At 36.7% G+C, this 24,726-nt stretch carries 21 protein-coding genes and 2 pseudogenes; 14 read left to right on the top strand and 9 right to left on the bottom strand.

All coding sequences use genetic code 11. From position 1 onward, the window contains the following. A pseudogene (locus QVB70_RS09250) lies at positions 1-430 on the top strand (hypothetical protein); the annotation flags it as partial. A gap of 22 nt (positions 431-452) precedes the next feature. On the opposite strand, the gene QVB70_RS09255 reads toward QVB70_RS09250, so the two are convergent. Next, the gene (locus QVB70_RS09255) at positions 453-1,559 is read right to left on the bottom strand and encodes a sugar phosphate nucleotidyltransferase (protein ID WP_287585449.1); all 1,107 of its coding nucleotides are present in this window, start codon (positions 1,557-1,559) and stop codon (positions 453-455) included. 146 nt (positions 1,560-1,705) lie between these two features. Here QVB70_RS09255 and QVB70_RS09260 point away from each other — a divergent pair, with 146 nt between their 5' ends. Beyond that, a complete protein-coding gene (locus QVB70_RS09260) occupies positions 1,706-2,497 on the top strand; it encodes an MBL fold metallo-hydrolase (protein WP_287585450.1) in 792 nt (263 codons plus the stop codon). Between the two features lie 22 nt (positions 2,498-2,519). On the opposite strand, the gene QVB70_RS09265 is transcribed toward QVB70_RS09260, so the two are convergent. Together QVB70_RS09265 and QVB70_RS09270 are read right to left on the bottom strand one after the other, a co-directional pair. After that, positions 2,520-3,686, bottom strand: coding sequence for a thiolase domain-containing protein (locus QVB70_RS09265; RefSeq protein ID WP_287585451.1), 1,167 nt, complete (start codon positions 3,684-3,686; stop codon positions 2,520-2,522). A 1-nt stretch (position 3,687) separates the two neighbouring features. Then, a complete protein-coding gene (locus QVB70_RS09270; protein WP_287585452.1) occupies positions 3,688-4,071 on the bottom strand; it encodes a Zn-ribbon domain-containing OB-fold protein in 384 nt (127 codons plus the stop codon). Positions 4,072-4,214: 143 nt separating this feature from the next. Between QVB70_RS09270 and QVB70_RS09275 the strand changes: the two genes are divergently transcribed. Continuing rightward, entirely contained in the window at positions 4,215-5,633 is a 1,419-nt protein-coding gene (locus QVB70_RS09275) for a metallophosphoesterase family protein (protein WP_287585453.1), read from the top strand. Positions 5,634-5,937: 304 nt separating this feature from the next. Here QVB70_RS09275 and accC read toward each other — a convergent pair. Next, a pseudogene (accC, locus tag QVB70_RS09280) lies at positions 5,938-7,356 on the bottom strand (acetyl-CoA carboxylase biotin carboxylase subunit); the annotation flags it as partial. A gap of 250 nt (positions 7,357-7,606) precedes the next feature. On the opposite strand from accC, the gene QVB70_RS09285 reads away from it, so the two are divergent. The 8 genes from QVB70_RS09285 to QVB70_RS09320 all read left to right on the top strand — a co-directional run bounded on the left by QVB70_RS09285 (position 7,607) and on the right by QVB70_RS09320 (position 14,384). After that, positions 7,607-8,026, top strand: coding sequence for a cobalamin B12-binding domain-containing protein (locus QVB70_RS09285; RefSeq protein WP_287585455.1), 420 nt, complete (start codon positions 7,607-7,609; stop codon positions 8,024-8,026). Positions 8,027-8,028: 2 nt separating this feature from the next. Beyond that, positions 8,029-9,720 (top strand): methylmalonyl-CoA mutase family protein, encoded by a 1,692-nt coding sequence (locus QVB70_RS09290; protein ID WP_287585456.1) that lies wholly within the window; start codon positions 8,029-8,031, stop codon positions 9,718-9,720. Between the two features lie 17 nt (positions 9,721-9,737). Next, entirely contained in the window at positions 9,738-10,283 is a 546-nt protein-coding gene (locus QVB70_RS09295) for a cob(I)yrinic acid a,c-diamide adenosyltransferase (protein ID WP_287585457.1), read from the top strand. Between the two features lie 29 nt (positions 10,284-10,312). Next, entirely contained in the window at positions 10,313-10,735 is a 423-nt protein-coding gene (mce, locus tag QVB70_RS09300; protein ID WP_287585458.1) for a methylmalonyl-CoA epimerase, read from the top strand. A gap of 21 nt (positions 10,736-10,756) precedes the next feature. Then, on the top strand, positions 10,757-11,557 hold the full coding sequence (locus QVB70_RS09305; RefSeq protein ID WP_287585459.1) for a biotin--[acetyl-CoA-carboxylase] ligase: 801 nt from the start codon (positions 10,757-10,759) through the stop codon (positions 11,555-11,557). A 161-nt stretch (positions 11,558-11,718) separates the two neighbouring features. Beyond that, complete coding sequence (locus QVB70_RS09310) at positions 11,719-12,021, top strand: zf-TFIIB domain-containing protein (protein WP_287585460.1); 303 nt, start codon at positions 11,719-11,721, stop codon at positions 12,019-12,021. A gap of 195 nt (positions 12,022-12,216) precedes the next feature. Beyond that, on the top strand, positions 12,217-13,764 hold the full coding sequence (locus QVB70_RS09315) for an acyl-CoA carboxylase subunit beta (RefSeq protein ID WP_287585461.1): 1,548 nt from the start codon (positions 12,217-12,219) through the stop codon (positions 13,762-13,764). Positions 13,765-13,796: 32 nt separating this feature from the next. Beyond that, the gene (locus tag QVB70_RS09320; RefSeq protein ID WP_287585462.1) at positions 13,797-14,384 is read left to right on the top strand and encodes a biotin/lipoyl-containing protein; all 588 of its coding nucleotides are present in this window, start codon (positions 13,797-13,799) and stop codon (positions 14,382-14,384) included. 40 nt (positions 14,385-14,424) lie between these two features. Here the strand turns inward: QVB70_RS09320 and thsB are convergent, their stop codons facing one another. Together thsB and QVB70_RS09330 are read right to left on the bottom strand one after the other, a co-directional pair. Then, complete coding sequence (gene thsB / locus QVB70_RS09325) at positions 14,425-16,110, bottom strand: thermosome subunit beta (RefSeq protein ID WP_287585463.1); 1,686 nt, start codon at positions 16,108-16,110, stop codon at positions 14,425-14,427. Between the two features lie 111 nt (positions 16,111-16,221). Then, a complete protein-coding gene (locus QVB70_RS09330; protein WP_287585464.1) occupies positions 16,222-17,040 on the bottom strand; it encodes a YkgJ family cysteine cluster protein in 819 nt (272 codons plus the stop codon). A 575-nt stretch (positions 17,041-17,615) separates the two neighbouring features. Between QVB70_RS09330 and QVB70_RS09335 the strand changes: the two genes are divergently transcribed. Next, positions 17,616-18,977 (top strand): glycosyltransferase family 39 protein, encoded by a 1,362-nt coding sequence (locus QVB70_RS09335; RefSeq protein WP_287585465.1) that lies wholly within the window; start codon positions 17,616-17,618, stop codon positions 18,975-18,977. A 160-nt stretch (positions 18,978-19,137) separates the two neighbouring features. On the opposite strand, the gene QVB70_RS09340 is transcribed toward QVB70_RS09335, so the two are convergent. The 3 genes from QVB70_RS09340 to QVB70_RS09350 form a co-directional block, all read right to left on the bottom strand. Beyond that, positions 19,138-20,220, bottom strand: a complete 1,083-nt coding sequence (locus QVB70_RS09340; protein ID WP_287585466.1) for a glycosyltransferase 87 family protein — start codon at positions 20,218-20,220, stop codon at positions 19,138-19,140. Positions 20,221-20,246: 26 nt separating this feature from the next. Further along, entirely contained in the window at positions 20,247-21,278 is a 1,032-nt protein-coding gene (locus tag QVB70_RS09345) for a glycosyltransferase family 2 protein (protein WP_287585467.1), read from the bottom strand. 333 nt (positions 21,279-21,611) lie between these two features. Continuing rightward, entirely contained in the window at positions 21,612-22,682 is a 1,071-nt protein-coding gene (locus QVB70_RS09350) for a flippase-like domain-containing protein (RefSeq protein ID WP_287585468.1), read from the bottom strand. Between the two features lie 273 nt (positions 22,683-22,955). On the opposite strand from QVB70_RS09350, the gene QVB70_RS09355 reads away from it, so the two are divergent. Then, positions 22,956-23,648, top strand: coding sequence for a hypothetical protein (locus tag QVB70_RS09355; protein ID WP_287585469.1), 693 nt, complete (start codon positions 22,956-22,958; stop codon positions 23,646-23,648). 367 nt (positions 23,649-24,015) lie between these two features. Continuing rightward, positions 24,016-24,726 (top strand): nucleotide sugar dehydrogenase (locus QVB70_RS09360; protein WP_287585470.1); only part of this gene is annotated, 711 nt, incomplete at its 3' end.

Genomic DNA, 24,726 nt, shown 5'->3' on the forward strand with positions numbered 1-24,726 from the left:
ACAAGGACTAAATGTAGTAAGTCTTTCACCCACGACCGTAAGTAAATTATCAGAAGTTTTTCCGGAATGGATGCCACCTGCGAACCCGATAGATATTTGGCCAGCCATATCAGTGGCAAAACATGGATTAAATGAAGTTCATGGTCTAGTGTTACAATCTGTTATTGATGATAAATCAGTTGACTGTATTCTGTTCATACTAATGGCTTTGAAAGAGTTGGAGCAAATAGATATCGACATGATAATCAACATGCAGGTAAATAATAGAAAACCTATGGTTGTCTGGCTTTTCGGAGATCCAAGAATAATCAGCAAGTGGCGAGATAGATTTGAAGATCATAGGATTCCTGTTTTTCTAACCCTATCTGAAAGCGTTAGAGCACTAAAGGCACTATATGTCTACAAGAAATTCAAAGAATCGATAAAGTAGAATCCTAGGTATGATTTTTAACTTAACCAAAAATTGAGCCAGGAGGAATCACTTGGTTTTCATTAATAGTAACATTGTCTGCAAGAATGGATCCAAGACAAGTTCGATGTGTATTTACTAATTTCCCCTCAAAACTTGTATGAATCTCTTGATTATCGTTTTTTTTATCTAAAAATCTCACAGAATTTCCAATAATGCAATTTTCACCAATTACACTGTTCTTGATAATAACATTTTCACCAATTGTTGTAGACGCTAATACTACACTTCGTTCTATAACAGAACTTCTACCAATAGTGACATTCTTATCAACAGAACTATGGAGAATTCTACAATTTTCAGCAATTTCACAAGCTCTATCGATAAATGAGTTTTGAATTTCTGTGCCTGTCCCGATCATTACTGAGTCGTCTACATCTTGAGATACTCTCTGAAGAAAGTATAAATTAGCATCTAAATAGTCCCATGGGCGACCTAAATCAATCCAGTTATCCAATTCGTAGCCTATGACAGATTCATTCTCTCTGATCAGTAACTGTATCGCATCGGCGAAATCATACTCACCCCTTTTCCCAGTTTGGATTCGCTCTATAAAGTTTAGAACAATAGGCTCTATCAAATAAGTACTTGCGGATGCTAAAGGGCTAAAAGGTATTTCTGGTTTTTCAATCACTTTTATTACACGATTCCCCTTCAATTGCACTACTCCAAACCGCTCTGGTCGAGGTATCTTACAAAGACCTAAAGTTGTTTTAGCGCTCATACGGTGATGAGAGTTTATTAAATCTTGCCAATTTCCTTCTAAAATTGCATCCCCATTAATTATAAGGCAAGATTCATTGTTTATAAAATCCCTTGCAGTTAAGATTGCATTAGCTAAACCTAAGGCCTTGTTTTGTTCAATGAAGTTTATCATATGTTCGTAGTGACTGGAAACATATGACTCGATTGATTTTCGATGAGTAGCATTTACGATAATACCTATTTCTTTGATACCTATTCTGTTAAAAACCTGCAAGACGTAATGAAGTATTGGCTTTCCGAGAATAGAAAGAAGCGTTTTTGGGCGTGTCAATGTAAGAGGGAACATTCGTCTACCTAATCCTGCAGCTGGAATAAGTCCTTTCAATCAAGCCTCATCTCACAAAATAATAAACACGATGTTTAAATGAGAGTTACAAGTATAAACTAACTCTAAGGTATTTTTGAGATTTATGATCACGACCATCTATGATTCTTATAGTTCTATAATAAGCAGAAAAGGAGGATGTTTGGATGGGACACAGAATTAGTAAAGTAATTTTGTTGGGAACGGGAGTAACTATCCCTTCAAAAGATCGTAATGCACCTGGAGTGTTAGTCAATCTTGACGACGGCACCTTATTCTTATTTGATTGTGGAAACGGAATCCTTAGGCAAATTGCGAAAGCAGACGTTGATTTTTCAAAAATTGATAATATCTTAATTACACATCTTCATCTTGACCATACTTCTGATCTTGGAATTTTAGTGAAAGCTAATTGGCTGCAGGGCAGACAAAACACCTTAAATGTATACGGACCGCATGGTACTAAGCAAATGTGCGAACTGTTTTTTTCAAAAGCATACCCATATTTAGAAGGGGTTATCCCTCTCAGTGTTACAGACGTTAAACCAGGACCAGTCGTAAAGAACGATCGTTGGAGCATATCGTGTTTTCCCTTGACACATGGAGTCTCAAGCTTTGCATATAAAGTAGAAACCGAAGAAAATAAAGTAGTAATTTGTGGAGATACATTCAGCCCTGTGAAAGGCTTATCGACTTTCGCCAAAAATGCAGATCTTTTAATCCATGAAGTTTCATTTCCGGATGACTACAATTATGAGAAAAAAGATCATACAAAGCCAAAACCACTTGGAATAGAAGTTGAAGAGGCGGGAGTAAAAACTCTTGTTATTACACATATGTACCCCGCCTGTGAAGGAAAGGAAGAACAAATTGTTAAAAGTATCAAAGAATCTTACACTGGAGAAGTAATCATCGGAGAAGACTTAATGGTCATTTCATTGGCTAACAAGAGCAAGTAGTCATTGACTAAGTTATGAGAAACTAAGATCTACTTAGAATTGTTACAAAAACATTATTTCCGAAGCCGCCAATAGCATGAGCAAGTCCTGTATCGACTCCAGTTACCTGACGCTTACCTGCTTCATTTCTCAGTTGCAAAGTGAGTTCAAGTACCTGACCTATACCTGTAGCTCCAACAGGGTGGCCCTTAGCTTTTAGCCCTCCTGATACGTTTACTGGTAATTGACCATTTCTTTCAGTTACGCCGTCTTCAAGTGCCTTTCCTGCGGATCCTCGTTTAAAGAATCCCATATCTTCTAGGTTAACAAGTTCTAATGGTGTAAACGCATCATGAACTTCAAGTATATCGATCTGCTTTTGTGTTTTTTCTGACATTTTGAACGCACGGTCTGCTGCAAGGCGAGTAGCGTCTAAACTCATTAAATTTTCTCGGTTCATATATGCAAAGATGTCTGTAGCAGCACCAATCCCTTTAATGTAAATTGGTTGTTCACAAGATTTTTTGACACATTTTTCTGAGCTGATAATTACTGCTGCTGCTCCATCACTCCTTGGCGAGAAGTCAAACAATCTTAAAGGATCTGCAATAATTGAACTGTTCATTACATCTTCAAAGGATATCGTTTTGTGGTGAAAATGAGCGAGTGGATTAAGTAAAGCATTTTTATGGTTCTTTACAGCGACTAAAGCCAATTGTTCTCTTGTCAAACCATTGTGAAGCATATTCAATCTAGTAAGCATTGCTGCTAAGGCAGGAATAGTTATACCCTGTTCTTGCTCCCAAGGATGAGTTGAATTTGCAAGAATGGATGTAGATACATCGGTTGGCACTTGATTCATTAATTCTACTCCAATAACAAGTACATTTTCGAATATTCCTGACTTGACCATCATTACTGCTTGTTGAATTGCTGCAGCACCAGATGCACTGGAGGCTCCTGATCTAAATGCAGGGATTCCAGAAAGCCCAATTACGTCTGTGCAAAGTGCCGTTAAATTTTGCTGATTATTAAACCGATTGGAAGCTAAGTTAGAAATAACTAATGCATCAATTTGTGATCGCGTAACACATGCATCTAATAAAGTATTTGATGCGGCTTCATACATGAGCGATGAAAGTGATTGTCCATTTAATTTACCATATTTTGTTTGTCCAACCCCGGTGACGACTATAGACTCTCCTTTCACGTCAGATGCCTCCAAGTAGTTTAAATCTTAGTAAAATTCTTCCATCTCTCTCTTGAAAGATTGCTTCTAGTTTTTTGCCAACCGAGAGTTCATCCTCAGAAACATCTAATTGTGCGGAGATTCTTCCCCCCTCCTCTAATTCTACTAAACCAATAACAAGCGGTGAATTCTCTTTGAATCCCGAAGGAACAGCGTGAAGTATAGTATATGTGATAAGCGTTCCTTTTCCTGAAAATTTGACTTTTTCAAAACTTGTATTTCCGCATTTACGGCAATGAAAATTAGGATATACACTTGTGCTACCACATGCTCTACATTTTGTTCCTACTAGTTCCTTTTTATTGAGGTTCTCTTTAAACTCTAGAATAAGCGATATGCCATTCATTTCTAATAACCTTCTTTTTTGTTTGTCCTTTAAAGGAATGTGAATCTTAGATCTAGATGATTTAAAAATTCAACAAAAGAAACCTAAAAATAATTAGCTGTAGTGTGTCTTATTGCACCTCTTATATTCAATTGGAGATTATTATGAGATCAAAGAGATATCTTTTCATTTCGATTTTTTTAATGTTCTTATTTTGTTTAAACATCGGTTCGATTGGACTAACTAAAGCACAAGGATCCGATCCACCTCAAAAAATTCGTATAACATCCGAAAATAGTTTTGCCTCTTCGGTAACAATAACTTGGCAAACAAATTCCGAATCTTCAGAAAATGATGTGGTCTATGATATGGTTTCACATAGTTCTTCAATAGACCCTCTAAGTGATTACTTTTACTCTAAAACGGGTGTTGATTTCACATACGACGGAGCCAGTGGTCATATTCACATGGCTTCGATAAATAACCTTGATCCCGACACGGTATACTATTTTCGTTGTGGTGGAGACGTTGGCGACTGGAGTGAAGAGAGACTGTTCAAAACAGCCCCTACTTCCGAAACTAATTTTGCTTTCGTAGTGGGAGCTGACAGTAGAGCGTTAGGGGGAAATATGACACTTATTTCGCAGGCTATGGCGCAGTTTAGTCCATCTTTTGTAGTTCATTTGGGAGATATGGTTACCGATGGGGACAATCAAGCTGAATGGGATATTTGGTTTGATGATGTTAATAACAATTGGAACGGAACTAACGGTCACACCATTCCAATTATTCCAGCACTGGGAAACCATGAAAACAATAGCACAAAATATTATGAACAATTTGCCTTGCCAAATAATGAACAGTGGTATTATTATGATTGGGGTAATGTTAGAATGCTCGTTTTGAATAGCGATGCGTCTTCGTCACAAATTCAAACCACTCAAAAAGATTGGTTAAAAACTGAGTTGGAAAACACTCCTCAGTCTATGTGGACAATGGTCTTTTTCCATCATAATGTCTATTATTCAGGAAAGCATGGAAACAGAACTGACCTGCAAAGCTATTGGGTTCCCTTGTTTGATCAATATAATGTTAGTATGGTATTTCAGGGGCACACTCATCACTATCATCGAACAAAATTGTTAAGAAATAATGAAATAGTTTCAATTAACGGAACAGTTTACGTAACAACAGGTGCATGGGACGCACCTTTATACGACGTTGATCCACAAGCATACACCGCACATGGAAACAAAACATACCATTTTGTTTTGATGAATGTTACCGATGATTTTCTTTACCTTGATGCGAAAGACTCCTCAGGAAGCACTTTTGATTATTTATGGCTGTATAAAAATGGTACAACGGTTGGAGATGATATAGAATACGATATTGGGAATGATAATGGTGGCAGTGATGGAGAAAATAATGGTGGCAGTGATGGAGAAAATAACGGAGGGACTAATGATGAACCAGAGGACCAAGAACCAGAGGATGCTTTAACGGAAGAAATAATCTCAATACCATTGTGGTGGTTTCGCTTCTGGGAGTGGTTAATTAGATTTTTATCTCATATGATATAACGTTGGCTTCTGAGATTCCATTGACGCTCTACGCGACTGAAATCGGAAGCTTTCTTTGTAAAAGGTTCTTTTCTTTTGATCAATGCGTAATTTAGGAAGTCTTATGATAGTTGAGGACAGTTTAAGTTCTAAAACGTGCATAAGTACGATAATTTCTCATTAATCTCCAGATAGATTGTGCCTTTCCGACCAATCGCCTTTTTTGCAGTGAATTTCTATCTGGAAACTCTGTTACACGACCCATTAATTTCCATGAAGATGGCAAGTACTTCTCATTGAGAGGATACCTTGATACCTGATTCTCATGTAAATATTTAGATAGAACTGCAGAGATAATCGCAACTTCTTCGTATTGGTCTTTATATGGCCGACCGTTAAAAATAAATTCATTTTCAACAAAATCAGTTGAAATATCTCCGCTCAAGAAACGATCGTGGTTCAGTAATTCTTGATGAAAAGGAATTGTAGTTGTTACCCCGTCTATTACATATTCGTCTAAAGCACGTTTCATACGTATTGTTGCTTCTTGCCTATTTTCACCCCAAACGATTAGTTTAGCGATTAGTGAGTCATAAAACGGTGGAATTGTATAGCCACTCCGCATAGCACTGTCTACTCGAACACCATTTCCTCCTGGAGCATAATAGTATGTGACTTGCCCAGGACACGGGATAAAATTTGCATAAGGATCTTCTGCATTGATTCTACATTCAATAGCATGTCCATGTATCTTGATGTCTGCTTGAGAGTATCTTAATGGTTCTCCAGCGGCTATATGGATTTGTTCCTTTACTAAATCAATTCCTGTAATTGCCTCAGTAATAGGATGCTCTACTTGAATGCGAGTATTCATTTCCAGAAAATAAAAGTCTTCACCAGCAAATAGAAATTCTACAGTTCCTGCATTCGTATACCCTGCTACTTCTGCTGCGCGGATTGCAGTTTCGCCTGCTTGTTTTCTTAGTTCCTCAGTCATGGCAGGTGAAGGTGCTTCTTCTAATAATTTTTGATGTCTCCTTTGAACTGAGCAATCCCTTTCCATCAAATGGATTATATTTTCATGCTCATCCGCAAGTATTTGAAATTCGATATGACGTATACCTCTCAAGTATTTCTCCATAAAAAGTTCATCATCACCAAACGCAGATTTCGATTCCACTTGTGCAGCATGAAAAGCATCGGCAAGTTCTTTTTCATTATTGGCAATTTTTATACCCCTTCCTCCTCCGCCTGCTGAGGCCTTTATCATAACAGGATATCCAATATATTCTGCAACACGTTTAGCCTCATCGAAATCTCGAAGTTTATCCTTGGTTCCGGGTACAATTGGCACTCCTCCATGCTTCAACATTTTTCGTGCTTCGTTTTTATTACCAAATTTCCCAATAGCCTTACTACTGGGTCCGATGAACTTTATTCCGTTTTTTTCACATAAAGCCGCAAAAGCATCATTTTCTGCTAGAAATCCATAACCTGGATGAATTGCCTCGCACTTCATTTCTAATGCTGCTGTGATAATTTTCTCCATGTTCAAGTAACTATCAGTAAGATCGTTACCTCCAATGCATTTAGTCTTATCAGCATATTGGGCGTGTAGAGCATGTCTATCTACTTCTGAACAAATTGCTATGCTCTCAATGCCAAGTTCTTTGCATGCCCTCATAACTCGGACTGCAATTTCTCCACGGTTTGCAATTAAAATCCTTTCAAAGGGTCTTTTCATTCCTTTCTTCACCTATTCAAAGTTTTTTGTCTGTAATGATTAGCCATAAGCCTCATATGCAGAAAGACGACACGTTCGAAGCAGATTTTATCAAAATCTATTGAACTAGCATTTAATTGTATTTAAGTTGTTGGGATCTTGTGCGTAGGGAGTTATAAATAACCTCTACAATAGGGAATTTATTATTTCTCTGTCGAAAGATAGAATCATGGCAAAAATGGGGAATTAAAACTCTTACGGGGTTGATTTTATGTCAGCATCATTTAGATTTAGAATTCTTGTGGCAAAACCAGGGTTAGATGGCCACGACCGCGGTGCAAAAATTATTGCTCGAGCACTGAGAGATGCAGGTATGGAGGTCATCTACACAGGCATCCGTCAAACACCTGAACAAATTGTTCAAGCTGCCCTACATGAAGATGTACAAGCAGTTGGACTCAGTATCCTTTCTGGAGCACATATGCAGTTATTTCCAAGAATAATGGAATTACTAAAGAAAGAAGGTCTGGCAGATCAACTGCTCGTTTTTGCTGGAGGAATTATTCCAAAGGAGGATATTCCTGAATTGAACAAGATAGGCATTTCTAACATATTTGGGCCTGGAACTCCTACAAAAGTCATTATTGAGCATTTAACAAAAGTATTAAAAGTGAAATTTCAAGAGGGATAAAATTGACGCAATCTGGACAAGAAAAAATAAATGAGATAAAGGCTCGAAAGAAAGAATGGGAAAACAAAACTTTGAACCCTTTACTTGATAAGTACCCTGAGCGTGCGGAAGAGTTTGTTACTACCTCAAGTTCACAGGTTAACCGCTTATATACGCCTCTTGATTTGCTAGGTTCTGATTATGTCGTAGATATTGGTTTCCCAGGTGAATACCCCTACACGCGAGGCATCCAGCCAACGATGTACCGCGGACGGCTCTGGACCTTCCGCCAGTACAGCGGTTTTGGCACAGCCGAAGAAACCAACAAACGATTTAAGTTATTGCTTGAGCAAGGACAGACAGGATTATCGGTTGCATTTGATTTACCAACACAAATAGGGTATGATTCTGATCACCCTCTTGCTCTAGGGGAAGTAGGCAAGGTTGGAGTGGCGATCGATACTCTAAAAGACATGGAAACTCTTTTTGAGGGAATTCCACTTGAAAAAGTAAGCACTTCTATGACGATTAATGCACCAGCATCTGTTTTGCTCGCTATGTATATTGCAGTAGCTGAAGTGCAAGGCATATCCCAAGATAAGTTAGCGGGTACAATACAAAATGATATTTTGAAGGAATACTCTGCTCGAGGTACGTATATTTTCCCACCTCGACCAAGCATGCGGTTGATCACTGATGTTTTTGAATACTGCTCAAAATGGAATAAAATGCCCAAATGGAATACCATCTCAATCTCAGGGTATCATATGCGGGAGGCGGGATGTACAGCAATCCAAGAAGTGGCGTTTACTTTAGCGAACGCTATAGCATATGTTGAAGCTGCCATCAAAAAAGGCTTAGAACTCGATACATTCGCTAGGCGTCTTAGTTTTTTCTGGTGTTCTCATAATGATTTTTTTGAGGAAATCGCTAAGTTTAGGGCGGCAAGGCGTCTGTGGGCACGAATCATGCGAGACCGTTTTGGGGCTAAAAATCCAAGATCCTGGCAAATGAGATTCCATACTCAAACAGCGGGATGCAGTCTAACAGCCCAACAACCAGAAAATAATATAGTTAGAGTAACCATACAAGCATTGGCTGCTGCCTGTGGTGGTACTCAATCACTCCACACAAATTCAATGGATGAAGCACTAGCATTACCCTCAGAAAAAGCTGCACAGATTGCGTTGAAAACGCAACAAATAATTGCTCATGAGAGCGGAGTGGCTTTAACTATAGATCCCCTTGCAGGGTCATATTACATGGAAACGATGACAAATGAGATTGAAAGACGTGCAATGGAATATATCGAAAAAATTGACGAGATGGGCGGTGCTGTGGTAGCCGTTGAACGCGGATTTATTCAGAAAGAAATTCACGATAGTGCTTATCGGTATCAGAAAGAGATTGAGTCTAAAAAACGGATTACTGTGGGTGTGAACGAATTTATAATCGGAGAAGAACCTGAAATAGAAATTCTTCGTGTTGATCCAGAGGTTGAAAAAATACAGCATCAAAGATTAGCAAAAATAAAGAAAGAAAGGGACAATTTAAAAGTACAAGACAGCCTAAATGAGATTAAAAGAATCGCCAGAAGTGATGAAAACCTTATGACCTGCATAATAGATGCTGTAAAGGCATATGCAACTCTGGGTGAGATTTGTGATACATTGAGAGACGTATTTGGGGAATACACAGCCACTGAAATTATTTAACACAATATATAGGGGAGATGTTAGCTATTTCAAGAAAAGGATTAACAAAAGGATTAGTTCAGGTTTATACTGGACATGGGCGCGGAAAAACAACTTCAGCACTTGGCCAGGCCCTACGTGCTATTGGTCATGGCTTAAGGGTATATATGGGATGTTTTTTAAAGAAATCCTCTGTGGGAGAATTCAATGTGGCAAACAAATTAGAAAATTTTGTAATAGAGCAGTTTGGGCCTTCAAGATTTTTTCAGAATGGTGAGCAACCGAAAGAGTCTGACATGCAGACGATTAAAAAAGCCCTTCAGCGTGTTCGAAAGATTCTGCTTAGTGAAAAATTTGACATTGTGATTCTAGATGAGATCAATGAGGCTATTGATCTAAAACTAGCAGATGTTGGGTCAGTGCTTAAACTAATTGAAGGAAAGCCCCCAAATGTAGAATTAATCTTGACCGGGAGAGGTGCTCCTCCAGAAATCGTCAAAGTTGCCGATCTTGTTACAGAAATGCTTAATATTAAACATCCCCTAGCGGTGGGGGTTAAGGCGCGGAAAGGAATTGAGTATTAGCAAATTCTGATTTATCAAAAGGTGCTTTCATGAAAGAACAAAATAGTTGTGAGCTTGAACATATTGGAATCGCAGTAAAAAATCTAAAGGATGCAATTAAAGTCTATGAGGCTTTAGGGTTGAAAGTCGAGTCAATTGAGGCGGTTGAAGAACAAAAGGTTACAACAGCGTTTATTCCCTGTGGCTCGGTAAATCTTGAATTATTAGAAGCTATAGGAAATGAGGGACCTGTAGCTAAATTTATCGAAAAAAAAGGCGAAGGTATTCACCATATATCCATAAGAGTGCCGGATATTCAAGCACGCTTGAATGAATTAAAGGAGAAAGGAATAAGATTGGTTGACGAAACACCAAGGAAAGGCGCTCATAATTCCAAAATAGCGTTTATACATCCGAAGGCGATGAAGGGCGTGCTTATAGAACTCTGCGAAAAAGAAGTTGAAGATCAGTAGCAAATACGACTAGTGATTTCATTGACGAATGACTTTTTGTCACCAGACATCATAAAGGATAGACTTCGTACAGAATTTATTGGCAGGGAAATACGCTATTTCGATGAAACCGGATCAACCAATGATATTGCTAAAGAATTAGCGAGAAAAGGTGCTTTAGAAGGATTATTAGTTCTAGCTGAAACTCAAACCAGTGGCAGAGGACGTCTTGGGAGGGTTTGGCAATCCCCTCCAGGAGGCATATGGCTTTCTTTAATATTGCGACCAAGACTGGCTCCTCAAGAAGCGCCAAAACTAACATTCATTGGTGCAATAGCAGTTGCTACTGCCATTCGAAATTTAGGTTTAGATGCAAAAATTAAGTGGCCTAACGACGTTTTAGTTAGCAATAGAAAGATCTGTGGTATCTTAACTGAAATGGAATCCGAAACGGATGTACTTCATTACGTTGTTGTAGGGATTGGAATAAATGCAAATTTTAACAAAGACAAATTACCCGCTGAAATTCAGAAAACTGCAACAACTCTTAAGAGTGAATTAAAAGAATCTGTTAATCGCAATGAATTCATCACGTGTTTATTAAATGAATTTGAAAGATCGTATTTAGTTTTTCTAGAAAAGGGATTTTCTCCTATTCTAGAAGAGTGGAAAGAATTATCCTGTATTTTAAATGAAGATGTACGTGTCTATATGGATAATAGAATAATTGACGGAAAAGCGATAGATGTAGATCAAGCTAGTGGTGCATTAATTCTTAAACTTGATAATGGCTCTTTCGAAAAAATTTTTTCTGGCGATGTTTCGATTCGTAGACAAAAATGAAAAATTATAGGCTTTCGTGATCTCAGTAAAAATGGGCGAAAATTTCTGACTCAGAGAGCCCTCCATTTTAATAATAATTTCAAAGGTGCCATAATTATATATAGGTACACTGCCGTATACAATAGTCTACTAATATGCGCGCGAATAATTGGGGGGTTTCTATGCGTGAAAAAACTCTAAGAGTTTCGAATGAAGAATATGAAATTCTTCAAGAGGCTAAGAGTTTATTAATGGAGAGCGGTGTGGGGGAACTTAAAGATCATAAAAAATGCCCAAAGTGCAATACTGAAATGCATGGATTCGATATAAAATCCTATTATACTAAATGTCCAAAATGTGAAGAAAGATTAGAAGGTATATGGATCTCTACTACTGAAGCGCCTGTATTAGGAGCAATAGTTGGGTTGGGAATGGGCGCATTATTGACTTATATCTCAAAGAAAAAGCGAAGAAGATGGATCTAAGGACGTTAATCTAGATAATTAACAGTTTACCCTCTATAGTGTAAATCTTTTATCCTCTTCTTGTTCTGTGTTTTTAGTTTAAACAACTATGAAGTCCATTGCTCAGTTTTTTCAACAATTAATATATAAGGATACTGCGTTACAACTTAAGAATGCCCGAAATACATGGACTTAGAGTTCAATGGAGGATGCTTAATGTCTAACGACAGATTCAAGGAATTATCGGAAAAAATAGAAGCTGCAAAACTATTAGGCGGAAAAGAACGAATTGAAAGACAACATAAACAAGGTAAATTGACGGCTCGTGAGAGGATAGAATTACTCTTAGATCCTAATTCATTTGTCGAAACGGATATGTTAGTTACCCACCGTAGCACAGATTTTGGGATGGAAAAAAGGAAAATACTTGGTGATGGTGTAGTTACGGGTTATGGAACGATTGATGGACGTTTGATTTTCATCTTTTCCCAAGACTTCACTTCCTGGGGTGGGGCACTAGGAGAAATGTTTGCTCTTAAAGTCTGCAAAATCATGGATCATGCGCTTGAGGTTGGAGCACCTGTCATTGGTCTCAATGATTGTGGAGGAGCTAGGATTCAGGAGGGTGTATCAAGTTTAGGAGGCTACGGTGATATCTTTTGGAGGAATGTCATCGCTTCGGGAGTTATTCCACAGATTTCTGCAATCTTAGGTCCTTGTGCCGGCGGTGCAGTTTACTCACCCGTCGTGACCGATTTCACATTTATGGTTGATCAGACTAGTAATATGTTTATTACCGGACCAGATGTCATTAAAGCTGTAACGGGAGAAGAAGTAACTCATCAAGAGTTAGGTGGCGCTATGGTTCATAACTCGCGCAGCGGTGTCGCACAATTCATTTCAAAAGATGAGAAAGAATGCATGGAAATGATTAGGAAGTTATTGAGTTATCTTCCTTCAAATAACTTAGAGGATCCACCTATAATTGATACTGGTGATGACCCCAATAGAATCGAAGAAGAATTGGATACTATTATTCCTGATGTTCCCACGAAACCGTATGACATCAAAGAAATCATTCGAAAGGTGGTTGATCTTGGTGATTTTTTTGAGGTACACCCATTCTTTGCACAGAATGCAGTTGTGGGTTTTGCTAGGCTGAATGGACGTTCCATTGGTGTAGTAGCTAATCAACCGAATTATCTTGCAGGAACGCTCGACATTAATGCCTCAGATAAAATAGCACGATTTGTTCGTTTTTGTGATGCATTTAACGTCCCAGTTGTGACATTCATGGATGTTCCGGGCTTTTTACCGGGTACCGCGCAGGAATGGGGAGGCATTATTCGCCATGGTGCGAAAATCCTTTACGCATATGCGGAAGCTACCGTTCCATTGATTACAGTAATCACTCGAAAGGGATATGGTGGCGCATATGTGGTTATGGGATCAAAACACTTGAAAGCAGATCAAGTTTTTGCATGGCCCATGAGCGAAATCGCAGTTATGGGAGCTGAAGGAGCGGCAAATATTATCTTCAGGAAAGAAATAAAAGCGGCAAAAGATCAAGAAGCAATGAGACAACAAAAGATTGAAGAATTTAGAAAAACCTTTGCCCACCCATATATCGCTGCTGCAAAAGGTTTTATAGATGCTGTCATTGAACCCAAGAATACGAGACCAGTTCTTATAAAGGCGCTAGAGATGCTAAGTGGGAAAAGAGAAACTTTACCACCTAAAAAACATGGAAACATACCGTTGTAAACTTTAATGTTTTTAGAAGGGACTGATACACCGTGAACAAAAAATATAAGCTTCAAGTACATGAAAAAACTTATCTTATTGAACTTGAAGAAACAGATGGTGGTTTAATCTCCGTTGTTATAGAAACAGAAAGCGGAAGCAAAATCAAAAAGAATTTAGAATTGGAGAATTTGGATACTGAATGTTCAATTTTTTCTGTTGTAATTGACAATAAAGCACATCTTGTTGAGTTGGAACAATCAGATGTTCATCGTTCATCATTTTCGATTTTACTTGACGGAAAACCCCATACTGTGAATGCCGTCCCAATTATAGCAAAAGATCAAATTTCTTCCGCTCATATCAATTATATCGATTCCGACACGACACATTTAATGAATTCTAATGATGGTGTAGAAGGTGCTGCAGAGGGTATAGTAAAAGCTCCGTTGGTTGGCACAGTCGTGTCAATAAAGATTAATCCTGGCGATTCTGTAAGTCAAGGGGATGTTCTACTGATTATAGAAGCAATGAAAATGGAAAATGAAATTCGTGCTCCAAAATCTGGTACTATAAAAGAACTAAAGGTCACCAAGGGAGAAAAAGTCAGTTCTGGTGATGTTCTAGTAAAAATTGAGTAAGGATCATTAAAAACAGCACGGTTATTCTTCTCGGTAACTACTACAATGATGGCACTGACTCAAATGTGTCATGCTCTTCAGACAATTCACCGGTTTGGGCTAGGTCTTTTGCATAATCTTCGAAGCGTCTTGCTGCTAATATTTCATCGATGCGTAGCACTGTTACTGCAGCTTCTGTTGCGGAGGAGATAGCCTGCAATTTTACGCGCACGGGCTCTAATACACCATTCTCATACATATTTTCAATTTTGCCAGTAAAAGGGTTCATACCATAGTATTTACCATTTTCTTCGTGATGTTTTGCCCGCAATTGTGCTAAAAGTGATATGGCGTCATAGCCACCGTTCTCGGCGAGGGTTTTTGGCACTATTTCTAGGGCTTTTGCGAAAGCCTCCACAGCAAATTGTTCGCGTCCTCCTATCGACCGGGCGTAATCGCGTAGTCCACTTGCAATGGACTCTTCAATCGCACCTCCGCCGACTGCAACAAATTCATCTTCTATAACGTCTTTAACAACATACATAGCATCCCGAAGGGACCGTTCTGCCTCTTCCATCATATGTTTCCCAGAGCCTCGCAAAAGAATTGTCATGGTTTTTGAATCTTTGCAACCTGTTATGAAGGTCACATATCTATCTTCTATAACTTTTATTTCGAGTAGATCGGCAGCCCCTAAGTCTTCTGGGGTAATTTCGTTTACAGTATTGACGATTGTAGCCCCTACAGCCTTTGCAATTTTAGGCATATATCTCCGACGCAAGTTTTTTAGTCCCACCATACCAGCTCGCGCCATTAAATCAGCAGCTACTGGGTCGATCTCTTTCTGGGTTAATAAAACGTTTGCACCTGCTTCCACTAGCTGATCTACCATTCCCTTAATTAATCGGTACTCTTGATTCAGAAATGTCGCCATCTGTTCGGGAGAGTTGATTCTTATCTTTGCATCAGTTTTTGACTTGGGTACATCAAATTCCTGGTTAATCACCGCGATCCTTAGATGTTCCATCTTTTTTGGCATGTCGTCTCGTTCTGCGCCTCTATTAATTATAAGACCCTTTATTAACTCGGATTCCCTTAAACTCTTGCCAGATTTTTTTTCAATCTCAATATATTCAGTATCAATGTATGGTTTACCATTTCTGTGGGTCATCACACCTTTCACTGCTTTTGCTGCAATTCTTGCGAGAAGATCAATTACAACGTTCTTGCTATTAATTGAAGTTACCGCTATTTTTTCCAAGAGCTCGTCATCATCTGGATCAATTTTTATTGAATTTGTTTTGAGAAGTTCTAGCGCTTTTGCTAACGCCAAAGTATATCCGTCTGCAATTTTTGTTGGATGAATTTTTTGTTCCAGCAAAGATTCCGCCTGTTTGAGCAATTCTCCTATTAATATAACTGCCGTGGTTGTACCGTCCCCAGTTTCTAGATCCTGTGTTTTTGCTACATACGTCATTAATTTGGCAATGGGGTGCTTAAGGTTTACCTTCTCCATGATTGTTGCTCCATCATTAGTAACCAGTTCATCTTTAAGCACACCTATTATCAGTTTATCTCGGCCTCTGGGCCCTAGGGTTGTACGCAGAGATTCACTAATTAATTTGGCGACCATGATATTATTTCTTCTAGCTTCATCTTTTTTTACGTGTGTTGTGTCGCCTTTTTTCTTAGAAACGAGAAGTAATGGCTTCGTTGCGCGTGATGCGGGTAAAGGTCTTTTTGACAAAATTAGTCCTCCAATTTTGAGTTGTATTCAGCAAATACATATCTAATTTAAATTTTTTTAATTAGCTTTTGTATGTGACATATCCACAGCTAAGAAGCAACATCTCAGTTTCTAAGGAAGGTGAGAGCCATAGGTTTCATTAAAAAGATCTATTATCTTCATTTTTTTGCAACTAATCTTTTCATAGAGATCATCTGAACCGATGTGTCTCCCTTCTCGAAAAGCTGTGATTAATCTTTCTACAGCTTTTTGTGCAACCCGTTCTGAAACTTTTTCAAAACCATGAAGAGCGTCTAAGGTTGCTTTTAGAAGGTTTTTTTCCATGGGATAGTTTTCACTGACAAATTTGTACAATTTTGCATAATATAGGCGCATTCGTTGAACTCGTTGGTAGGCTAGTTTAAACAATTCTTTTTGGAATTCTTTAGTCATAGGTATACCCTCTCCAGGACATCCTTTATCTATAGAAATCATTATCTCCTTTTTTTGATCGCTATAGTGAACTAGATAGGGATATAACCTACAAATGTCTGGACGCACCGAATAAACAAGACAATCGCTTGTTATAGGATTAAAAAATCTACAAATCGTTTTATACGCTGCAGATAACGAATGATCAAGCCCAAATACAAGGTTTTGATCAGTTTCAGAGAGTTGATATATTGAAATCGCATGAAATTTAGTTTTAACGATTTCTATGAATTCCTCAACTTTCTTTTCTATATCAGGTACATTGAAGAGATGTGGTCGAAACGCAGTCCAACAATCAAATGCAAATTGTTTCCAAGTATCATAAGGTATCGTTTCGAGAAACTCAGCGATATGTCTGACATCTTTATGAGTCAATATCAATCCAATTTGGCAACACTTTCCACATCTTATACAGCTTTTTTTAGTTCTCGTCTGAAGAAGGATCATTCTTTTGTCCAATAATGGCAACCTCATCATTTAAGTTAAAGTATTGTTGCAGTGGGTATGAAGCATAAAACAGAAGAAAACGAAGCAATTATGATCGTGCATTTTCTTATACTTCTCAATTTCTACCTTCTTGATGAACTCCATTTAAACTCCGTTATGTTAGATATCCGTTCGGCCGTGATTTTCATATATATATTTCGCATTCTATGGGTTATTCCTTTACGGCCTTCTTTATTTTGTTGTGTCACCACTTACGATATTGTTCCTGATTATTGTAATTCTTATAAGTATAGTTCCAACGATAATTAACTATCTGGATATTCATACAATTCTAAATACTTGGTTTCCTTCTATATCATATATTTCCGTAAGTAATTTATCAATACAATTCAAATGAAACATGTTCAGAGGTCAATTTAACCATCCCTTTCATAACTGGCAGTTTATTAGTTGATTTATTAACGTAGAATAAAGATCAAAGAACTTTTTGATCTAAATCCTTCGAAAGGTTAGCAACTATTTTGAAGGTTTACAAAATATAAAAAAAGACTGCTATGCTATCAAGTACGTTCAGAATTGGTGAGCGTATGGGTAAGTGGAATAAGCGACTTGTCTTTGCAAAACAAATTCTTAAAAGGCTTAATTCCACACGTGTTAAACTCTTCATTGTAGTGTTGGGAATATATTTGTATTTCATCAGTGGTTTTCATTCAGCAAACGAGTGGAGTCGACATTCGCTAATACAAGCGATAGTAGAAGAACAGACATTCGTTATCGACGGCTATGTTAAGGATTGGCGTGATGTCAGTTATTATAACGGACATTATTATTCGGACAAGCCTCCTGGTCTTTCATTTGTAGGAGTACCTATTTATTTCACTGCAAAATTTCTAATTGAGTGGTGGCGGATTCGATATCTGCTCATTTCTCTTATTGCTATCGTTTCAGCTCTATCGGTTATTTTAGTATATGAAATATCAGGATTTCTAGGCGGTAACAAGACTTCGAAGCTCCTCACGGCACTCACTTATGCCTTTGGCACAATTACATGGGTATATTCAAAAACCTTCTTTGCACATGGATTTTCTGCGTTTCTAATTTTACTTTCGATATATTGTGCACGCTTATTCATTCAAGAAAACAAAAAAACATTCATTTTTCTTTCAGGAGTTGCTATGGGCTATTCATTTCTTGTAGAATATCCAAACCTCCTTCTCTTAGTTCCATTTTTATTTTATTTTATATTCTACAATACTAAAAAAGAAATAATCTATTTTAGTGTTCCAGTAGCCCTCTTTCTTATGATTTTGGGCATATATCATTATGTTTGCTTTGAAAGTCCTTTTATTACCCCTTATATTTCTCATACGTCCGAAGGAAATATGCAGGGCATAAGTACCTTTTCAAATCCAGTTCATATTGGCCTCTATGGGCTACTATTTAGCCCTTATCGTGGCTTATTCTATCTTTCTCCGATTTTATTACTGTCCCCCTTTGGATTTTTCTCTCTTTATAAAAAATATAAACCAGAAACAGTTCTCTTTCTCTCGTCATTTATAATTATCAATTTGTTTTATTCTGTGTTTATTCATTGGCATGGAGGAGCATGCTATGGACCTCGATATTTACTAAATGTAATCCCCGTTTTTACATTGCCATTATTTCAGGTAATCGAAAAATATAAAGACCAAAGACGGTTTTTTGTACTCTTTTTCATTCTCATGGGCTACAGTATCTTTGCGAATGCTATGGGGGTACTAGCAGATTATCATGTAGATCAAGGAATAGAAAATCCTCTTTTGCATAACCTTATGTATTTACTAAATGGTGGAGGAATAGATAGTCGTCTTTTCTTTATTTCTCCACTTACAATACTATTCCCAATTGTTTTAATTCTTATATGCATAGTTCCAACAGTAGTTAGACGTCTTCATGCAAAAAGGAATTGAATTCACAATTATATTTTGCATATAAGCATTTGTATGTGTTTCTATGAAACGCTGATAGTCTAAACTAAACTCTATAAATGCTAAAATAAGTACTAACGAAATAGAATAATTCCAATTAATAATAATACTTTTGTGGAAATTTTTAGCCGGAGAATGTTTCTCAAGAGTGCTTAGATATAATCATGTCGAGATGAATTCCAAACGAGATTAAAGCAAAAGGGACGAACCACACAAAATATTGATTGAATACAACTGGATTTATTAGAGGCCAGATCAAAAAACTTATTGCTGAGAATAGATAAATATCAAATTGTTTCTTCCAATGAATGTAATAAACTAAAAAGTATGCAAACAACATGGGAAGTCGACTTAAAAAAGTGTATTTTTCGATCCACGGTGCCATCGTTAAAGTAGCTGTTGAGAATCTAGATTCAGCTCTTGTTGCTGAAAATAATAAAGATCTATAATATGCCTCTATATTCCAAATCAAATAGGGTAATGAAACAAGAATGACACATATTAATGCATAGAACAAATACGCCAACAAAGTGTAAATGTTTTTTTTGCGGTGTGTAATTAAATAGAGTGGGAGCAAAAAAATAGGGAAGAGTTTAATAGCTATTGCAACTCCAAGCAAAAAATAGGAGAAATTAGGTCGGTAAGTAAAGAAATATAGACTCAAAAGGACAAAAAAGATAGTAAAAGAATCAATTAGAGCATAAAAATATATAGAAAGATTCGGTCTATTGAAAAACCAGACAAAAACAGAAAAAACGCTATACCATGGGTTAATATCTGTCCGATTTTTCAAAATAATAAATATCAGGACTGCAATGCCAAAATCTGTGGGTATCAAAAAGACAAGTTTTGTGAATACAATCCATGCTGGATAACTAGAATATCCAAAGTATAAAGGTATTACACCTAAGTAGTAGTAAAGTGGAGGATAAGTGGGATATTTACGATTTCTAATCATGTCTGATGATAAAATTCTAAGATATGGATTTTGGCCGTTAAAAATTTCGTTTGAAAAGGTATAGAGCATAAAACTATCAGACGCTCTCTGATAATAACCAAGTCCATTAATTCTGATGTAAATTGCGAATGCAAAAATCAAACCTAAAGTACAATATAATAAAAATGATGATTTGTGTGATATTAAATATTGCTTTAAGTTACCCAGCAAGAATTCTAAGCGTTTTAGGTTGGATTGAGAAGCCGGTTGCTTCTGTGAAGTAGTCAATGCTTTTCCTCTTCCGCTTTAAGAATTCAAGTTCTTATCTGTAGTTTTTTTCTTTTATAACTCAGCAAAAAACGTAATTTTAACATATCACGAATCACTATAAATGGGGTCTTATCAACTCTTATGTACGACTTACCCTTTTTTCGAGGATAATGATGAATTGGTACTTCTGTTATTCTATAGTTATTAATATTTGCAATTGCGAGGAGAAATCGATGAGGCCCAATCAATTCCAAATTAGGTAAGAGTTTGAACAGTGATTCTATAGTCTCACGTTTGAACGCTTTAAACCCTGAGTTATGATCTCGAAATGGTGTGTTGAGCATTTGTCTTTGAAGTAAGTTATAGGTTTTTGACATAATAATACGATATAGTTTATCAGCCCTTAAAATCCTCCAACCATTTACAATATCATATCCCTTCTCAATCGGTGTTACAAGAGGTTCAATATCGTTTGGCTCATATTGCCAATCTGTTTCTAAAAGAACTAAAATATCACCTTCCGAATTAAAGACACCAGTTTCAAAAGCTTTGGTTTTTCCACGATTTTCAGGATGACGAATGAATTTGACACAGTCATACATATTAGCAAATTTCTCACAGATTTCACTCGTATTATCAATACTTCCATCATCAACCAAAACAAATTCATATTGTTGCGGGGCATTCTTTGCTAAGACAGGTATGAGATCTTCAAGGTTTTCAGCTTCGTTATATGCAGGCATAATAATTGAAATCTTTTTTGAAACTGTTTCTTTCCTTAAAAGAGATAAAATTCCTTTTCTTAATTGTGTAACTTGAGTATTAATACTTGCGATATATATGAAGAGAAGAAACATTATTACTAAGAACAAAATAGTCTCTGTTGCTAAATTTAGCCTCAGCAAACCTTCTAAGTATAATAGACGTAAAATACTTTGAAATAAATTCGGGAAAACGACTATCAGAAAAATAATTATCCAAAAGAGAAAATACCCCCATGTCTTTCTTGATTTTGGGATTAAAACGACCAAAAACACTGCTATTATAATCATGATATAAATTAGGATAAATAGCAAAGTGTTCACCAACTCCACATGACATAACAGATTTTTAAGATCTTAGTATCTTATCCCTCTTTAGTTGGAGAGATCGTCTTATATTTCGGCGTTTCTAAATTCTAGATAACTATAATCCTGTTAAGTATTTGGGAATTCAATCCAAACAGCGTTTTTAACTTTATCGCCGAAAAATCCTTGGGATAATTTGGATTAAGTCATTTAAAACGATCTTTTTTTAAAAGGAAGACTATGGCCATTGTTAGCAGAAAAATAACAGTGAACATTCCACAAATACTAATACAGTTTAAGATTATACCATCTATACCATTCTAAGAGAGGAAGCGTACATAGTTAAGGTTTAATAGTTTGGTTTGATTCAGTTGCGTTTTCATCGAATTTGCTTTCTATCGTAGATTTTATTGGCACTCTTGAGCCAATTAAAAAGAAGGCTATTCCACCAACTATAACATTACCAATGAGAAAAATTGAGCGATATAGTAAAACTGCAGCGCCTGATGATTCTGTTGAAACTCCTCTTAGACTACAAAGTAATATAAATGCTATTTCTTGAGACCCTATGCCCCCAGGTATCATACTAACAAAGCCTATAATCGCAGAAATTGAATAAATATACCCAGTTTCAAAATAAGAAAGAGGGATTTCAAGAGCTAAAAAGATAAAGCTTAATTTTAATACTTCAATCAGCCAAATGACAGTAGAGATTAAGATCGTCCTAATCAAAATTGTTCTGTCACCTCTTAAAACCTCAAGTGACGTAGAAAACCTGTCTAAATTGACTTGAACAAAGTGCTGCAATCTTTCTCTTCCTAGTTTTTTTGGCCAAATACCCAGGATGGCCTGTAAAAAATTCGAGATTTTCAAGAAAATGCCTTTATTAAAACATGCGCCAATTATCAAACACGCAATAAGAATAGCTAAGCCAAAAAAGAGGATGATAGTCGTAAGATCGCCTGTTGAATAAAGAAGCAACCAAATAAGTCCAATTACTCCTGTTACAATGACAAGAAGGACATCAAAAACTTTTTCTATTACTACTGTTGCAAAAGTGTTTCCAAGAGAGGAGGTTTTGGATACATTTAGATCAATTTTAGAAATCATATATGCTCTATACATCTCTCCAAGTGCCCTAGGGGAGACGGCATGTACATAGTAGGAACTTAATAACGTTCCAAGTACCTCTTTGTATCCGACCGAAATATTTAGATGTCTTAGAAGCATTTTCCATCTAATGGTTCGAATCCCCATCATAATGAAGAATAGTACATATGCAATAAATAAGAGAAGAGGATCTGCCTTTAAAAGTTCACTAAAGACTTCAGAAAGGCCAATATACCAAAAACTTATTATAAAAAGAACTAATCCACCAATAAGAAGCGTTAATCTTTTTAAGTACTTTCGCATGAAAATATCCGCCTTGAAAATACAACGTCTTTAAGGATATAAGTGATCTATCAAAACATTATTATTTTGCTGAAACAAGAGTTATAATCTAATCTTTAGCCTTAAAACTCACGAAGTGTTTTTAAGTATGATGGGAGATGACAGGAGTCTCTATCACTTTATTTATTATTACAATTTTCTCTTTGGTATATATCTCAGTAAGAATGATATTAAAACTCAGCATTGTTTTAGAAAGACACGGAGAGATGCTTATTAAGCCAAGAGGAGAATTCCTTGACAGAACTAGATATTGACCTGTTTAATGCAAAGAATGTTATCTGTTTGCTTTCTGGTGGACTGGATAGCCCAGTAGCGTGCTATACACTAATTAAAAAAGGATTTACACCAATTTTTCTGTATCTTGATAATAGTCCATATACTGGGGAATCAACAAGACAGAATACTATTGGCATTGCAAGAAAACTAACCGAATTCATCATTCCAGACAAAGAAGCAAAACTGTACATAGTCCCTCAAGGTTTTACTATGAATATTTTTTTGAAAAACTCCTTGAAGACTTCTGCAAAATATACATGCATTTTCTGTAAAAGAATGATGTACCGAATTGCAGAAAAGATCGCAAGGATTGAAGGTGGGTGTGCGATCGCAACAGGTGAGATAATAGGTGAACAGGCCAGTCAAACGTTAGATAATTTGGTAATCCTTCATCAGGCAATCAAAAGTTGTGTTATATTTCGACCATTAATTGCATGGGATAAACAAGAGGTAGTAGATAAAGCTAAGGAAATTGGTACCTATGATATTGCTGCTCGCCAATCGGCTCCTTGTACTTTACCTCCAAAAAAACCTGTAACGAGAGGACGTCTTGAGAAGATTTTAGAGATCGAAGCTATGATAGATATAGACGCTCTTGTTCAAAAAAGTTTGAATGAAAAAATTGTCCTGAAAGTTAGTCAACAAATGTGAGTTCTTAAATAAAAATGATCTTTCTGTCATAATTTCAGGTCTCTAATTAGTCCTCAGGTGTTTTTGTTTCAATCATTTTTATCATGTTAGATAAGAATCTAAAAAGAACCAATTGAAAACTTGAAAGGATAAGTATAGCTACTAGGCTACTGAATCCTGTTCCAAAAAGCACTCCAGCCCTTTAATATTTCAAATATTATATAAAGGCCATGAATTAGGCTAATTATAAATAAGAAAGGCCCTGTTAGGTTGAATACATAAATACCTTTACGAAAATAGAATCTTCTTTGTGTACCACGAAAGAGTAAAATGTGGCTACCCTTAAGATGTAATTGGGAGATATATTTCAATATCTATGGTGACCTTTATGGACTTTTTAAGCCTTAAAGAAACTGAAATTGCTGATAAACTCAAAGATGGTAAAATCAAAGTTTGTGTAATTGGAATTGGGAGAATTGGCTTACCTACCGCACTAGTTTTTGCTCAGGCAGGAGCAAAAGTAATAGGTGCAGATATTTCTGAAGAAGTTGTTGAGAATATTAATAAAGGCATTACCTATATAGATGAAACGGGCATTGAGGAAATTTTAAAGGACTCTATATCCTCAGGAAACTTCATTGCATCTACAGATGTACCTAGCGCGATAAATGAAGCAGATGCCATTATAATATGTGTACCTACTCCTGTCGATAACAATAAAAACCCAAATTATTCTGATCTCATGGCTGTATGTCGAGATCTTGTAAAAGGACTCAAGAAAGGATCACTGGTCATTGTTGAAAGCACTATTGCGCCTGGCATTGTAGAAGAAATAATTGCACCATTTATTGAAGAAAAAACAAATCTTGTGTTAGGGAAAGATTTGGGGATCGTAAGTTGTCCCGAACGTGCGGATCCTGGCAAAATTTTCGAATGTTTAAAAACTATCCCTCGAATAGTCGGTGGTATTAACGAAAACAGTAGTAATATCGCTGCAGCCTTATACAAAGCTGCAATGGGTGTCAAAGTTGTAAAAGTAAGTAATCCTAGAACAGCAAATGCAGTAAAATTAACTGAAAACATCTTCAGGGATGTAAAC

This window comes from Candidatus Borrarchaeum sp. (genome assembly GCF_019058535.1).
Lineage (GTDB): Archaea > Asgardarchaeota > Sifarchaeia > Borrarchaeales > Borrarchaeaceae > Borrarchaeum > Borrarchaeum weybense.

What these genes read in the sequence shown, in the direction of transcription:
- QVB70_RS09295 (WP_287585457.1), top strand. Translation starts at nt 9,738, where the DNA reads ATGTTAGCTATTTCAAGAAAAGGATTAACAAAAGGATTAGTTCAGGTT.
- QVB70_RS09350 (WP_287585468.1), bottom strand. Translation starts at nt 22,682, where the DNA reads ATGCGAAAGTACTTAAAAAGATTAACGCTTCTTATTGGTGGATTAGTT.
- QVB70_RS09335 (WP_287585465.1), top strand. Translation starts at nt 17,616, where the DNA reads ATGGGTAAGTGGAATAAGCGACTTGTCTTTGCAAAACAAATTCTTAAA.
- QVB70_RS09285 (WP_287585455.1), top strand. Translation starts at nt 7,607, where the DNA reads ATGTCAGCATCATTTAGATTTAGAATTCTTGTGGCAAAACCAGGGTTA.
- QVB70_RS09310 (WP_287585460.1), top strand. Translation starts at nt 11,719, where the DNA reads ATGCGTGAAAAAACTCTAAGAGTTTCGAATGAAGAATATGAAATTCTT.
- QVB70_RS09260 (WP_287585450.1), top strand. Translation starts at nt 1,706, where the DNA reads ATGGGACACAGAATTAGTAAAGTAATTTTGTTGGGAACGGGAGTAACT.
- QVB70_RS09270 (WP_287585452.1), bottom strand. Translation starts at nt 4,071, where the DNA reads ATGAATGGCATATCGCTTATTCTAGAGTTTAAAGAGAACCTCAATAAA.
- QVB70_RS09315 (WP_287585461.1), top strand. Translation starts at nt 12,217, where the DNA reads ATGTCTAACGACAGATTCAAGGAATTATCGGAAAAAATAGAAGCTGCA.
- mce (WP_287585458.1), top strand. Translation starts at nt 10,313, where the DNA reads ATGAAAGAACAAAATAGTTGTGAGCTTGAACATATTGGAATCGCAGTA.
- QVB70_RS09275 (WP_287585453.1), top strand. Translation starts at nt 4,215, where the DNA reads ATGAGATCAAAGAGATATCTTTTCATTTCGATTTTTTTAATGTTCTTA.